The 12,988-nt window shown below is 56.2% G+C and carries 12 protein-coding genes; 11 read left to right on the top strand and 1 reads right to left on the bottom strand.

The genetic code is table 11. The annotated features are described in order from the left end of the window. Positions 1-53: 53 nt before the first annotated feature. The 4 genes from QMG40_RS09155 to QMG40_RS09140 all read left to right on the top strand — a co-directional run bounded on the left by QMG40_RS09155 (position 54) and on the right by QMG40_RS09140 (position 4,087). Positions 54-761, top strand: coding sequence for a FadR/GntR family transcriptional regulator (locus tag QMG40_RS09155; RefSeq protein WP_283530728.1), 708 nt, complete (start codon positions 54-56; stop codon positions 759-761). Further along, positions 758-1,726, top strand: coding sequence for an asparaginase (locus QMG40_RS09150; RefSeq protein ID WP_283530727.1), 969 nt, complete (start codon positions 758-760; stop codon positions 1,724-1,726). The genes QMG40_RS09155 and QMG40_RS09150 overlap by 4 nt, the downstream gene beginning before the upstream one ends. Before the next feature lie 74 nt (positions 1,727-1,800). After that, complete coding sequence (locus QMG40_RS09145; RefSeq protein ID WP_283530726.1) at positions 1,801-3,234, top strand: aspartate ammonia-lyase; 1,434 nt, start codon at positions 1,801-1,803, stop codon at positions 3,232-3,234. 115 nt (positions 3,235-3,349) lie between these two features. Next, on the top strand, positions 3,350-4,087 hold the full coding sequence (locus tag QMG40_RS09140; RefSeq protein WP_283530725.1) for an FMN reductase: 738 nt from the start codon (positions 3,350-3,352) through the stop codon (positions 4,085-4,087). A gap of 29 nt (positions 4,088-4,116) precedes the next feature. Here the strand turns inward: QMG40_RS09140 and QMG40_RS09135 are convergent, their stop codons facing one another. After that, positions 4,117-5,172 carry an alpha/beta hydrolase gene (locus tag QMG40_RS09135; protein ID WP_283530724.1) on the bottom strand — a complete coding sequence of 352 codons (1,056 nt, stop codon included), beginning with the start codon at positions 5,170-5,172 and terminating at the stop codon, positions 4,117-4,119. A 174-nt stretch (positions 5,173-5,346) separates the two neighbouring features. Here QMG40_RS09135 and QMG40_RS09130 point away from each other — a divergent pair, with 174 nt between their 5' ends. The 7 genes from QMG40_RS09130 to QMG40_RS09100 all read left to right on the top strand — a co-directional run bounded on the left by QMG40_RS09130 (position 5,347) and on the right by QMG40_RS09100 (position 12,988). Continuing rightward, positions 5,347-6,030 (top strand): GntR family transcriptional regulator, encoded by a 684-nt coding sequence (locus QMG40_RS09130; protein WP_283530723.1) that lies wholly within the window; start codon positions 5,347-5,349, stop codon positions 6,028-6,030. A gap of 318 nt (positions 6,031-6,348) precedes the next feature. Beyond that, positions 6,349-7,356, top strand: coding sequence for a sugar phosphate isomerase/epimerase family protein (locus QMG40_RS09125; RefSeq protein ID WP_283530722.1), 1,008 nt, complete (start codon positions 6,349-6,351; stop codon positions 7,354-7,356). A 72-nt stretch (positions 7,357-7,428) separates the two neighbouring features. Continuing rightward, positions 7,429-9,165: a dihydroxyacetone kinase family protein gene (locus QMG40_RS09120; protein ID WP_283530721.1), complete on the top strand. Its 1,737-nt coding sequence runs from the start codon at positions 7,429-7,431 to the stop codon at positions 9,163-9,165. 2 nt (positions 9,166-9,167) lie between these two features. Continuing rightward, positions 9,168-9,656: a ribose-5-phosphate isomerase gene (locus QMG40_RS09115; protein WP_283530720.1), complete on the top strand. Its 489-nt coding sequence runs from the start codon at positions 9,168-9,170 to the stop codon at positions 9,654-9,656. Positions 9,657-9,658: 2 nt separating this feature from the next. Further along, positions 9,659-10,636 carry a 3-hydroxyacyl-CoA dehydrogenase family protein gene (locus QMG40_RS09110; protein WP_283530719.1) on the top strand — a complete coding sequence of 326 codons (978 nt, stop codon included), beginning with the start codon at positions 9,659-9,661 and terminating at the stop codon, positions 10,634-10,636. A 35-nt stretch (positions 10,637-10,671) separates the two neighbouring features. Next, positions 10,672-11,451: an SDR family NAD(P)-dependent oxidoreductase gene (locus tag QMG40_RS09105; protein ID WP_283530718.1), complete on the top strand. Its 780-nt coding sequence runs from the start codon at positions 10,672-10,674 to the stop codon at positions 11,449-11,451. Positions 11,452-11,638: 187 nt separating this feature from the next. After that, the gene (locus QMG40_RS09100; RefSeq protein ID WP_283530717.1) at positions 11,639-12,988 is read left to right on the top strand and encodes an MFS transporter; all 1,350 of its coding nucleotides are present in this window, start codon (positions 11,639-11,641) and stop codon (positions 12,986-12,988) included.

Here is a 12,988-nt window from a genome sequence, read left to right as displayed (position 1 = left end):
GCCACTTGTGAGTGTTTTTGACACGTGCCGTACATGGTGGCAGAGTCCTCAGTATGAACCTGTCAGACAGCTGGACAGCAGCGCAGTCACAAATCGTACGCGTCAGCGCCGCCGAAGCAGTTTTCAAAGCCCTCCGCACCGCCATCGAGGACGGGGCGTTACCGGTCGGCGCCAAGCTCAGCTCCGAAGCTGCGCTCGCAGCCCAATATGGGGTCAGCCGCTCTGTGATCCGGGAGGCGCTGCGCTCCTGCACGGCGTTGGGACTGACAGCGACGCAAACTGGCAAAGGAACTTTTGTTATTGCCAGCCAGGCCTCACGCGATCTGGTGCTGGGTAAGTTCTCGGCCAGCAGCCTTGTTGAGGCCCGCCCCCACATTGAAGTGCCAGCCGCTGAGCTGGCTGCCTCGCGCCGGACAGAGCACCAGCTCGCCGAGATGCGCGGCATTGTGGAGGCGATGGCTGAGGAAGAAGATCCCGAAGCATGGGTTCGTCTTGACTCGAACTTCCACGCCGCGATTGCCATGGCCAGCGGCAATGACGTCTTCGAGCGCGTGGTCAATGACATCCGCGAGGCCATGGCCATGGCGTCCGAAACTATCAACCTGATCACCGGCAGAGCCCACCAATCCGACCTCGAACACCGGGCCATCGTGGACGCCATAGACAGCGGCAACAGCGCTGCAGCAGGCCAAGCTATGGCGGACCACCTTTCAGCGGCGCACTCAGCGCTGAGCACCATCATGGGAGTAGAACACGCATGAACCACAACAAACATCCCGCCCACACCCCCCTCGCCGTGCAAACCCGCGGCGAGCTTGTTGAGAGCGTCCACTATGGGTCGCTAACGGCTGTGGGGCCCGACGGCGTGAGCCTGGTTTCGCTTGGAGATCCCACCGCGCGCATGTACCCCAGGTCCGCGCTCAAACCCTTGATGGCCGTAGCCATGCTCCGGGCTGGACTGGAATTGCCAACAGGTCAGCTGGCTCTGGCAGCCGCAAGCCATTCCGGTTCCGCGCAGCATCAAGAGAGCGCCGCCACGATCTTGGCCAACGCTGGGCTGTCACCTGAAAACCTGCGCAATTCCTGCGACCTGCCTTATGGCGTGGCTGAAAGAGAGCAATGGCTGCGCGTAGGAGCCAAGCCCACCCAACTGGCGCAAAACTGCTCCGGCAAACACGCCGCACTCCTGGCTACATGTAGGACGAACGGCTGGCCGTTGGAGACATACCTACATCCTGACCATCCCCTAGCGGCCCTCATCCGGAGCACGGTGGCTGAGCTGACAGGGGAGAAAATCACTGCCATCAGCACCGATGGCTGTGGCACGGAAGTGTTTGGTTTGTCCCTGACAGGGATGGCCCGGGCCTTTAGCGGTTTGGTCACGGCGGCTCCCGGCACACCCGAACGCAGAGTTGCTGACGCCATGCGTGCACACCCTGACATGGTTGCCGGACGCGGCCGTGACGTCACTGCCCTCATGCTGGCCGTGCCCGGACTGCTGGCAAAAGATGGATTCGAAGGTATCCAACTCATAGCCCTCGCTGATGGAAGCGCAGTAGCTCTGAAGATTGCCGACGGCGGTGATCGCGCCCGGATGCCAGCTGCAGTCCCAGCCTTGGTGGCATTGGGTGTGGACCCTGCATTGTTGAGCGCGTTCAACGAACTTCCCGTCTACGGGGGCGGACGGCAGGTCGGGGAACTGCGCGGATTGCCGCTGACCGGCTAACACCAGACACAAACACACATATTTTCATCCACTTTTATAAGGCGCAACGAAGCTCGCCCGCACCTAGGAGAATCATGACTCAAACAATTGTTAGTAATCCCATCGCCCCAACAGTGGCCTACCGCCGTGAGCACGATCTGATTGGTGACCGGGACATCCCCGTAGACGCCTACTGGGGTGTACACACTTTGCGGGCGGTGGAAAATTTCCCCATCACAGGTATTCCACTCAGCAACAACACCCAACTTGTCAATGGACTTGCCATGGTCAAGCAGGCCGCCGCCCAAGCCAACCACGAGCTGGGTTTGCTTGATGATGTGCGTGCTGGCGCCATTATTCAAGCGTGCCAGGAGATCATCGCCGGGAACTTACACGAGCACTTCGTGGTGGACGTTATCCAAGGCGGGGCCGGAACGTCGTCGAACATGAACGCCAATGAGGTCATTGCCAACCGTGCTTTGGAAATCCTCGGCCACCAAAAAGGCGATTACCAGCACCTGCACCCGAACGACCATGTAAATCTGAGCCAGTCCACCAACGATGTCTACCCAACTGCCGTTAACGTGGCCACGATTTTCGCGGCAAAGTCGCTGGTGGGTGCCATGGAATATTTGTGTGATGCCTTCGCAGCCAAGGCAGTTGAATTCCGGACAGTTGTCAAGATGGGCCGCACCCAGCTGCAGGACGCGGTACCCATGACACTTGGCCAAGAGTTCAACACTTACGCGGTCACTATGGGGGAGGACCGCGCACGCCTCGCCGAATCAACGCTGCTTGTCCATGAAATCAACCTCGGCGCCACTGCGATCGGCACAGGGCTGAACGCACCCCTGGGCTATTCGGAACTGGCTTGCCGCCATCTGGTAGAAATCTCCGGGCTGCCATTGACAACCTCCGTTGACCTGATCGAGGCCACCCAAGATGTTGGTGCGTTTGTGCACCTGTCGGGAGTACTCAAGCGCGTGGCCGTGAAATTATCCAAAATCTGCAACGACCTTCGTCTGCTGTCCTCTGGCCCCCGTGCTGGCTTCGGTGAGATCACGCTACCTGCAGTGCAGGCGGGATCCTCGATTATGCCGGGCAAGGTCAATCCCGTGATTCCAGAAGTTGTGAACCAGGTTGCTTACGAGGTGATTGGTAACGATGTCACCATCACCATGGCTGCCGAGGGTGGGCAGCTTCAGTTGAACGCGTTTGAGCCCATCATTGTGCACAGCCTGGTCAAGAGCATGCGTCACCTGGAAGCTGCTTGCACCACGCTGGCTGACAAGTGCATCAGCGGCATTACAGCTCATGAGGACAAGTTGCGTGCACAGGTTGAGCACTCAATTGGCCTTGTCACAGCCCTCAACCCGGTTTTGGGTTACGCAGCGTCGACCAAAATCGCTTTGGAAGCGCTTGCATCCGGGCGCGGTGTTGCCGAGCTGGTTCTGGAGCACAAATTGCTTACCGCGGAACAACTCAATGAGCTGCTGCGCCCGGAGCACCTGGCCAACCTCGGCGACTGACGCGCCGAACCTGACTGACACGCCGTGCCCCGGTTGGGAATAACAGCCGGGGCACTGCCGTTGAATCCAGCAGATGCAGATGCATGAACGGTTGGCGTGTTTCAAAGGGGTAGTTGTGCAGCAAAAAGTTGTTGTGGTTTCAGCCGGTCTTGGCGTTCCATCGACCACTCGAATGCTCGCAGATCAAATGGGTGCCGAAGTTTTAGCACGCCTGTCCGCTAGGGGAATCGGCGCTGTCCTGGATGTGATCGACCTGCGTGAGTATGCCGTGGATATTGCCAACAATATGGTCACCGGATATGCCGGTCCAGCGCTGGCCACCGTCATTGAACGGGTTGGGGCCGCGGATGCCATGATCGCTGTTACGCCAACTTTCAGTGCCTCGTATTCAGGTTTGTTTAAGTCGTTCTTTGACGTCCTTGATCCAAAATTTATTGATAGTATGCCTGTGCTATTTGGCGCCACAGGCGGTTCCCCGCGCCACTCGCTGGTGCTGGAGATGGCAATCCGTCCGCTCTTTAGCTACCTGCGCGCGAACACCATGGCCACGGCCGTTTACGCCTCGCCGGAGGACTGGGGCGGCTCCGGAACCAACCCCCTGGAGCATCGTATTGGAAAAGGCGCCGGTGAGCTTGCCGCCGTTCTTGCGGCTCGTCTGACTTCTTCCGAGAGCTCACAAGGTACGACGACGGATGGCACCAATGCTGGTGCGTCCACTTCCGGTGACTCAGGTCAGGCAGAGCAGGACCTTGTGGATGCTTCCAGCCACAAGGACAGGCGCGCTCAGCAGATAATGGCCACTATGTCCACGCTGCCTTTTGAAGAACTGTTGGCACAAACGCAGCGACTCTGACGCAGCGGCAACTTTGAAACTACGGTTCTCTAGAAGATCGGCTGAACAGGCTTGGATGTCACTGGTGGCGGATCTAGCTCATCAAGGACCACTGTGAGCGCTGTGCGGTAGATCTCAGGGTGGATCTCAGGACTGGCGTGACCTGTGTGTGGAACGTCGTAGACAAAATGCGGATTCTTCTCCAAAAGCGCCTCCCAGCCACGAATCGCTGAAGATGCATTGACAATAAAGTCTTTGGGGTCGTAAATGAGACCGATCCCGGTACTGGCGGGCACTCCGCCGTCGTACTGCCGCGGGAATGCCTGCAAAAATGTGGCTTGGGTTGTGCTCAGGATCAGTGAATTGTTGTTGGGGTCAAGGGAGCTGGAAATTCCACTGCGAGCGGCCTGGTACATGCCCTGGCCGTTGGGATTGGCTAACCCGCCCCAGATCCCTGCGCCCAACCGGCCAAGCAAACCAAGGTAGGGGACAACCTGGCCGGCCAGTGAGATGTACTCGCTGCCGGGGTCCAGTGTGTCTGAAACGTTGCTGGGGCTGGAGCCCATCACAATCAGCTTCACACGGATGCCCGTTTGTGTCAGCAGAGATGCCAAAACCACTGCGGCCATCCCACCAAAACTATCTCCGTAAAAGTAGACAGTGTTGATTTTCCGTTCAAAGACATCGCGTTGAATGGCGATGAACAGCTGGGCAATGTCGATGCCCTCGTTGGAGTAGCCGATGTAGGACGCTGAGGCCCGGCGGTTCATTGCCGATTGTAGGGCCTCTAATTTGCGGCCAGAGTCACGGTAACTGACCCGAAAGCCGCCAAGTAGATACCAAGTCTTACCGGGAAACTTCAATGCGGCAGATTTATTCTCCGCATTCTGCGGTGTTGTGATCCGGTATTGCGTGCGCTCGGTGAGCTTGGTATCAACGGCAATGTTGGTTTGAAAAGCGGTAGTTACGGCGGCCGCGCCCATGGTCAGGAAAAAGAACCTGCGGGGAACGTCAGGAATCTGGCGTGTGTGTTTGGCATCAGAAGGTGGCCGTTCCGGTTCCTCGTCCTGATGCGCTGTGCTGTGAGATGCTGTGCTGGTAGTCATAATTATTCGATCTCATTCTTTCACGCTTCCACGACTCCAAGCCATTTTTTTACTGCGCGCGTCGACGGCAGCCGTTACCCGCTGGTGGTAATTCAGAAGAGGTATCCATAGTGTATGTTCGGTAATGATCGCCACAGCCATCAACCAATTGAGAATCCTATAGGATTTAACACCATGAAGCCTTTGCCCGGATCCCATGCCATCAACCGCCAAGTGTTGGCGGACCATGTTTATGATGAAATTTTGGAATCACTCATGGATGGGCGGCTGGAACCCGGCGCCTCAGTGAGCATTGACGGGACGGCCAGGGAGCTGGAGGTTTCGCCCACTCCTGTGCGGGAAGCCTTGGCTCGGTTGGAGCACACCGGGTTGGTCCGTCGTGTGGCGTTGAAGGGGTACAGGGTGGCGCCGCTGTTCTCCTCTGAGGATTTTGCTCAATTGATGGAAGCCAGGCTTGCCATTGAGCCCGTCACCACCAGACTTGCCTGTGAGCGGATGACGCCGGAGACCCTGGCGGCCCTTGAGCGATCCATTCATAATTTAGCAACCGCCCAAAGAGGCCCCTCGTTTGCTGAATTTAGAGACTATTTTGATGCAGACGAGCTTTTTCATCGTTTGATTGCCGAAAATGCCGGTAATCCGTTCATGCTTGCTGCATATAACGCTCTGGGTGGCCAAGTCCAACGGTTTCGTTTGTTCGGCGGAATTGGCATTACGGATGCGGATCACGCAATTTCTGAGCACCAGGCAATCTTTGATGCCCTATTGAGCGGGGATGCAACACTTGCTTCGGAGATGATGGCAGCGCATGTCTCGAAAGTCCGTGGGCGGGCCATGGCGGACGCACCCGAGTCCTAGCTCAACTGGTTTTTGTTTCCTGCCGACTTGTCGCGGAGTCCAGCGGCGCATGACTCATAAAAGCCCTTAACTGCCGCGAAATGATCATCACGCGGCGGAAGTCCTTCGGGCCCCGCCCCTTACCTGCAATCCACGCTTGTGCTCTTTGGCCTGCCTAAACCTGGCCGACTGTCGTGTGCCACGCGGGCACCTCCGCCCCCTTTTAAGCACTCTGCCATGACCCCAGTATTGCTAAAAATGTGATGCTTGACATATTCCAATTCCTTCGTAATGATAGATCCTATAGGAAACATGATTACGATTTTGGAGTAAAAGCAGATGGCATACACAGCGGAAAACTGGCCCATTACGGCGGCCCTTTTGCAGTTCCCGGGCGTAGATGCCACAGGGCAGCACATCAACGATGCCGACGCCTCGGCTTGGATCGAAGTATTCCAGGAGGTTAAGGATGCAGGCTTTTCAAATGCAGACCTGACCGACAGCTGGGTTCGCCCCGGTGACCTGAGCGCTGCCCGCCTCAAAGAATTCAAGGCCGCCGCCGAGCATGCGGGAATCGGTATTCCCGTGATTTCGGCAATCCGCCGCAGCGTGATCGATGAAAGCAAGTGGGAAGATAACCTTGCCTACAGTCACCGCACCATTGACGCTGCAGCAGCACTGGGTTGTGAAGTTGTTTCCTTTGGTTTACATCAAGCGCTGACAGCCGAGCAGCAAAAACAGCTATGGTTCTGGACTGTGCAGGGCCACACCGATCCTGTGGACGATAAAGCGACCTGGAACAAGGCAGTTGACCGCCTTCGCGAACTCGGTAAGCATGCGGCCGAATCAGGCATCCTGTTATCGCTGGAAATGTATGAAGACACCTACCTTGGAACAGCAGACTCTTCCGTGCAATTGGTGCAGGATATTGACTTGGCCAACGTTGGTTTGAATCCCGATTTGGGGAATCTGGTGCGACTGCACCGCCCCATTGAAGACTGGCGGGAAATGGTGGCGAAGACGCTGCCATATTCCAACTACTGGCACGTCAAGAATTACATTCGGGATGAAAATGTGGCACGTGGCAGCTATGTCACCATGCCTGCCCCGATGGAAAGCGGCTTGATCAGCTACCGCGAAGCTTTCAAGGTGGCCCTGTCGGTTGGTTACCAGGGCATCATCTGCACCGAGCACTACGGTGGCGATGGCCTCAGCGTGACGGCGAGCAATCAAGCGTATTTGCGTTCACAAGTACTGCCAAAAACTGACGGTTATGTTCTCGGTACCAGCCAGGTAGCCCAAGGGCGGCAGGAGCCCGCCCCCGCACTCTCCTTGTCTGCTGTCTAAGAAAGCAACCAAGCAACTGCTTGAGAAAGCAAACTGTGCCATGAATAATCGCAAAGAATCCGAGAAGGAATTATGACTCTGATATTCGACAACCCGGCTGATTTTGCCGATGAGGCCCTTGCAGGTTTCGTTGCCGCAAACCAGCAGCATGTTGCCCGAGTGGATGGCGGCGTGGTCCGTTCCACGGAGATGAACAAGGGACAGGTTGCCCTTGTGGTTGGCGGTGGATCCGGGCACTACCCGGCATTCGCAGGTTTGGTTGGAGCCGGTCTGGCCGCAGGATCTGCCTGTGGCAATATGTTCGCCTCTCCCGCAGCCGGTCAGGTATACCGCGTTGCCAAAGCCTCCAATACAGGTGGGGGAGTGCTACTAAGCTACGGCAACTACGCCGGAGATGTTCTGCATTTCGGTCAAGCTCAAGTGCGTCTCAATGCAGAAGGAATTCAAACCCGGACTGTTGTGGTCACTGACGACATCGCCAGCGCCCCTCTTGACCAGTTGGAAAAGCGTCGCGGGATCGCCGGAGATTTGACGGTTTTCAAGATCGCAGGTGCAGCTTCCGAAGCAGGACTTAATCTTGACGAAGTTGAGCGCCTAGCAATCAAGACTAACTACCGCACGCGTTCTCTTGGCGTTGCCTTTGATGGTTGTACCCTGCCAGGTGCGGATGAGCCGCTCTTCCGTGTGCCAGCAGGAAAAATGGCTCTTGGCCTGGGCATTCATGGTGAGCCCGGAATATCCGAGCATGCCATGCCCACAGCGTCCGAGTTGGCAATGTTGTTGGTCTCCAAACTGCTCGCTGACAAACCGGATGATGCCGGTAGCGAAGTAGTTGCCATCGTCAACGGCCTCGGCACGGTGAAGTATGACGAGCTTTTCTTACTGTTTGGCAAGGTGAATACCCTGCTGAAAGAAGCAGGGCTGAGTATCTTTGAACCAGAGTGCGGTGAACTAGTGACCAGCCTGGACATGTCCGGTCTCTCATTGACACTGCTCTGGCTGGACGAGGAGCTTAAACAGTATTGGCATGCCCCCGCCGACGCACCGGCGTACCGCAAAGGTAACTCAGTGCCACGAGCACGCCGGAACATGGTTGAGGTCACCGAGAATGTGAGCGCCAGCGTTGAAACACCAACTCCGGCTGCTGCAGCTTTGGGCCGCGCTGCTGTGTCAGTCGTTTCAGCTATCCGAGACGTTGTTGTGCAGAACGAAGAAGCATGGGGAGCTTTGGACGCCATTGCTGGCGACGGAGACCACGGGATCGGCATGCGCCGTGGAGTTGAGGCTGCAACGGCAGCCGCGGAAAATATGGCGGCAACAGAAGGCGGGGCGTCCATCGGTGCCGTCCTGACCGCAGCCGGTGAAGCTTGGTCCGAAAAGGCTGGGGGTACTTCCGGGGCACTGTGGGGTACAGCAGTGATCGCCGCGGGCGCCGCGCTGGGCAACAGGGACACCTACTGCAAGCAAAACGCCGGCGAGGCCGTCACGATGTTTGCCAGCGCAATCACGGAACTTGGAAAAGCCGAAGTAGGCGATAAAACAATGGTTGATGCCCTGGTCCCATTCCGGGATTCATTCCTTGATGCGCTTGCTGGAGACGCCACTTTGGGGCACGCATTCCAGACAGCAGCCGGCGTTTCTCGCACAGCCGCTGAAGAAACTGCCCGGCTTCGCCCGCTCAAGGGCCGAGCACGTCCGTTGGCAGAAAAGAGCCTAGGACACCCCGATCCCGGGGCTGTTTCTTTTGGTCTCATCGTGGAGCGGTTCGGCCAGCATCTTTTGAACACATCAAATGAAAGCGGGGTATGAGCATGACCAGCCATAGCACAAAGGGATTTCGAGTCGTTGTTGGAAATGATGGGGCAGGCGTTGAATACAAGAACGCGTTGAAGGCCCTGCTTGAGAAAGACCCCAGGGTTGAATCTGTTCTGGATATTGGCGTTGGTCCTGATGATTGCCGGGCATACCCCCACGTTGCAGTTGACGCAGCTCGCAAGGTAGCTGACGGAGAAGCGGACCGTGCCCTCTTGATCTGCGGAACGGGCTTGGGTGTGGCTATTGCGGCTAACAAGGTGCCAGGTATCAGGGCAGTGACAGCTCACGACAGCTACTCTGTGGAACGCTCGGTACTGAGCAATAACGCACAGGTTCTGACTATGGGTCAACGAGTTATCGGGCTTGAACTGGCAAAGAAGCTCGTCACAGAATGGCTTGCTTACACCTTTGATGAGTCATCGGCATCGGCTGAAAAGGTTGACGCAATCTGCTCCTACGAACCTACCTACACTAAGGCGGACTGATTATGGGAAGTAACCAGGTGGGTTCGGAAACGCAATTGCAGTTCGCGGTGGTTGGTTCCGGCTATATGGGCGGCGGAATCGCTCAAGTTCTCGCACTTGGTGGAGCTCGCGTGGCTTTGGCGGATGTCTCGGGCGAAATAGCCGTAAAAAATTATGAGCGTCTGTTGGTTGAATCAGACCAGTTTGTAAAAGACGGCCTGTTTCCCGAAGGCTCCACGGACCTTCTTCGCAAAAACCTCTGGGCGGCCGCCTCTATTGAAGAGGCCGTTGCGCAGGCTGCTTTCATCGAAGAAGCTGTCCCTGAAGTGCTTTCCATCAAGCATGAATCTCTCGCACGGATTAGTGCAGCAGCGCGCCCTGAGGCAATCATTGGTTCCAACACCTCCACCATCTCGATTGCCGATTTGGCCGTGGCTGTCCTGAACCCGGAACGTTTCCTGGGCGTGCACTTTTCAAACCCGTCACCATTCATCCCTGGTGTTGAGATCATTCCGCACGCTGAAACATCCAGCGCAACGGTAGGTGCCGCACGGGACATGGTGCACTCCACTGGCAAGCAAACTGCTGTGGTCAAGGATGTTACAGGCTTTGTCCTGAACCGGCTGCAGTACGCGCTTTTCCATGAAGCGGCGCAACTAGTAGAGCAGGGAATTGCGACGGCGGATGATGTGGACACTTTGGTGCGCACCACGTTTGGGTTTCGCCTGCCGTTCTTTGGTCCGTTTGCCATTGCTGACATGGCTGGGCTGGACGTCTACGATTTCTGTTACAAATCTCTACAAACCAGCTTCCCGCAACGATTTGCCACACCGAAGATCCTGCGTGACCTGGTTGAAGCAGGAAAATTGGGCACAAAAACTGGCGCTGGATTCCTGAACGTGCCGCAAGAACGAACGGGAGAACTTATCGCATACCGCAACAAGGCATATGTGGCCATGGCACAGCTTCTTGACGACCTTGGCCCGGCACCCATCAATTAATCAATACTTAGTTCTAAAACACACTAGGAGAAGCAATGACTGAAAACCCTGTAATTTTTCCGACGGAACGCACCGTAATTGTCACGGGTGCCGTCTCAGAGCGCGGGATTGGACGGGCCACAGTGAACTACCTCGCTGAGCGTGGCTGGAGCATCGGTGTCATAGACCTTGATGATGCGGCATGCAAAGCGGTCGCGGCAAGTATCACAGCAGAATTTGGGGTCAAAGCCCATGGAGTCGGAGCCAATATCGGTGACGAGTCGTCAGTTCGTAGCGCCATTGACCAGATGGAAGAAGAGCTGCCCCAGATCGTAGCGCTAGCAAACGTGGCCGGCGTCAGCTCACCGATCGGCTACTTGGAAGTGGAGCCCGAAGAATGGAATCGGGTTTTGAATATTAACCTCAATGGGGTCCACTACGCCACCCGCCGTGTGGCAGAGTCCATGGTCAAAAACCGCATCGGGCGCATTGTGAACATTTCCTCAGTATCTGCTCAGCGCGGTGGAGGAACATTCTCGAAAACAGCGTATTCGGTGGCCAAGGCCGGCGTTATTGGCCTCACCCGGGCAACTGCGCGGGAACTTGGCCCTTACAACATCACCGTCAACGCCATCTCACCCGGGCCTATAGACACCGACATCATGGGCGGGACACTATCCCAGAACCGTAAAGATGAAATGGTCAAGGATCTTGTCGTCAACCGTGTGGGTACCACCAGGGACATTGCCGCAGCTATCCACTTTTTGATCAGCGAGGACACGGGGTACATCTCCGGTCAGACGCTGAATGTGGATGGCGGGCTGTACATGCATTAAGGAAAACATGAATACCAATAACTCCACTAATTGGAGCACTGCGCGCAAACTCTACCTCGTTGTCGGCATCGTGGTTTGCGGACTTGCCATTCTGCTGATGACCTACCCTCGATAAAAACATCACCGTTGCACCAAGAACCAATCCGTTAATTTTTTTGCAAAGTTCATACTCAATGAGGAGTTATTTATGGCTGCTGAAATCAAGGCAAGCAAGGAACTGCTGGAGAGTCCAGCACTAAAATCAGCAATATCAAAGGCGACCGTTCGGCTCATGCCGATGCTTGTCATCCTTTACGTCGTCGCTTTTCTTGACCGCACCAATGTGGGGTTCGCTGAAGCAGCGTTAGAGGCAGACCGGGGTATCTCCGCAGGAGCATACGCACTTGGTGCTGGTATCTTCTTCATCGGCTATGCGATCTTTGAGATCCCCAGCAACTTGATGATGAAAAAAGTCGGGGCAAAAATATGGCTGGCCCGGATCGCCATCACGTGGGGCATAGTGTCAGCATGCTTCATGTTTGTTCAAGGTGATTCTTCCTTTATCGCCTTGCGTTTTCTGCTCGGTGTCACGGAAGCCGGGCTGTTCCCCGGAGTTATCATGTTCCTGGCGGAGTGGTTTCCGAACAAGCACAGGGTGAAGATGTTCGCTATCTTCTACTTGGCGCAGCCTTTCTCGCAGGTTATTGGCTCTCCACTATCTGGTTGGCTGATAAACATTGGTGACTCTGTCCCCGGAGTCCACGGCTGGCAAGTCATGTTCTTCGTAGAAGGAATGCTGGCCGTTGTTGCCGGAGTCTTTGCCTTCTTCCTGCTTATTGACGGACCACAAAAAGCTAAGTGGCTCCAGCAGGATGAGAAGGATGCGCTGACGGCGGCGATGCGCCAAGAGGACACCATTAAGAAAGAGTCAGGCCCCTCGGGAGTGGCCGCAGCACTAGCCAATGGCCGTGTCTGGTACTTCACAGCCATATACTTCTGCCTCCAGATCGCCGTATACGGTGTTACTTTCTACCTGCCACAGCAGGTGGCACAACTGACCGGGCAAAAAGTTGGTATGACGGTGGGCTTGCTGGCCGCTGTCCCGTGGTTCTTCGGGATGTTCGCTTGCATCATTATTGGCCGCTACGCCACTACTGTTATTCGGCGCCGTGTCCTGGGGACTTGGTTGTTCGTCTCCACCGGTTTGTGTATCTTTGGGTCGGCATGGGCAGGTGCCAACAGCCTTCCTGCTCTGGGCATCATCTTCATTACCCTGGCGGTGTGCAGCTTCCTATCCATTGGACCCATCGCATGGTCCTACCCAACTGCGTTCCTCACCGGAACCGCGGCAGCAGCAGGTATTGGTCTGATCAACTCATTGGGTAACCTGGGCGGATTCGTTGCCCCAATCCTGCGCACAAGCGTCAATGAAACGTTTGCTTCCGAGTCCGGAGCCATGGGCATCATGGCATTGGGTGTGCTGCCGTTTGTGGCTGCCTTGATGATGTGGGGCACCCGCCGATTCAAGAATAAGGCCGACGATCTACTCGAGAAGTAA

The organism is Arthrobacter antibioticus, from assembly GCF_030063205.1.
In the GTDB taxonomy this organism is placed as follows: domain Bacteria; phylum Actinomycetota; class Actinomycetes; order Actinomycetales; family Micrococcaceae; genus Specibacter.
The sequence above is the reverse complement of the archived record's forward strand: the minus strand, read 5'-3'. Positions and strand labels throughout refer to the sequence as shown.

Coding starts and splice junctions, on each gene's coding strand:
- QMG40_RS09110 (WP_283530719.1), top strand. CDS start 9,659: ATGGGAAGTAACCAGGTGGGTTCGGAAACGCAATTGCAGTTCGCGGTG.
- QMG40_RS09125 (WP_283530722.1), top strand. CDS start 6,349: ATGGCATACACAGCGGAAAACTGGCCCATTACGGCGGCCCTTTTGCAG.
- QMG40_RS09155 (WP_283530728.1), top strand. CDS start 54: ATGAACCTGTCAGACAGCTGGACAGCAGCGCAGTCACAAATCGTACGC.
- QMG40_RS09105 (WP_283530718.1), top strand. CDS start 10,672: ATGACTGAAAACCCTGTAATTTTTCCGACGGAACGCACCGTAATTGTC.
- QMG40_RS09115 (WP_283530720.1), top strand. CDS start 9,168: ATGACCAGCCATAGCACAAAGGGATTTCGAGTCGTTGTTGGAAATGAT.
- QMG40_RS09120 (WP_283530721.1), top strand. CDS start 7,429: ATGACTCTGATATTCGACAACCCGGCTGATTTTGCCGATGAGGCCCTT.
- QMG40_RS09130 (WP_283530723.1), top strand. CDS start 5,347: ATGAAGCCTTTGCCCGGATCCCATGCCATCAACCGCCAAGTGTTGGCG.
- QMG40_RS09150 (WP_283530727.1), top strand. CDS start 758: ATGAACCACAACAAACATCCCGCCCACACCCCCCTCGCCGTGCAAACC.
- QMG40_RS09100 (WP_283530717.1), top strand. CDS start 11,639: ATGGCTGCTGAAATCAAGGCAAGCAAGGAACTGCTGGAGAGTCCAGCA.
- QMG40_RS09145 (WP_283530726.1), top strand. CDS start 1,801: ATGACTCAAACAATTGTTAGTAATCCCATCGCCCCAACAGTGGCCTAC.
- QMG40_RS09135 (WP_283530724.1), bottom strand. CDS start 5,172: ATGACTACCAGCACAGCATCTCACAGCACAGCGCATCAGGACGAGGAA.